The 606-nt window shown below is 34.0% G+C and carries 1 protein-coding gene; it reads left to right on the forward strand.

The window, feature by feature from the left end; all coding sequences use genetic code 11:
• Positions 1–39: 39 nt before the first annotated feature.
• Positions 40–606 (forward strand): hypothetical protein (locus AB4653_RS25110; protein ID WP_372105584.1); only part of this gene is annotated, 567 nt, incomplete at its 3' end.

Consider the following 606-nt stretch of genomic DNA (forward strand, 5'->3'; position numbering starts at 1 on the left):
ATAAATACTTAAGCGTTATACGAATTAGGGAAACAAATAATGTTTTTTAACCGTGTAAATGAAGAAGTTGAAGGGGTTCAGGCTCTCGCTCAGAAATCTCAATTGGTTATTAGCTGGGCTGCAGTGTCTGCTTTTAGGAGAATTGGCATCTCATCCTTGTTACTAGCTTTAATGATGGGAGGCTGGATGTATTATATAGATAATATTATCACTGAAGCTAGTGAGGCATCTGCACAACGATCTATGAAAAGTACAGCGTTAGCAAAAAAAAATGGATTATTGATCTCTATTGGGTTCTTAGAGTTATGCATGGATAATGCAGCTAAAACCTCAGATGAGCAATTATACTATTGTGAAAGAGCATTAGGTAATTTCAAAGCAGAACTGTCACCTCTGGAGTTAGAGTTAAACGAAGATATAATTAATTTAAATGCTTATGGTGCAATGAAAATTCAATTAGATTATGAGGTTAGACTTATAGAAAATGAAATTAAATATGACAACTCACCATCAAGTCAAGAGAAGTTAGCCGAAACGTTACTTAGTTGGGTTAGCTTCATTACTATTTTGTTATCTATATTGTCCATATACTGCTTAGTTGTGTAT

The organism is Vibrio sp. 10N.222.48.A3 (assembly GCF_041475345.1).
GTDB lineage: Bacteria > Pseudomonadota > Gammaproteobacteria > Enterobacterales > Vibrionaceae > Vibrio > Vibrio tasmaniensis_A.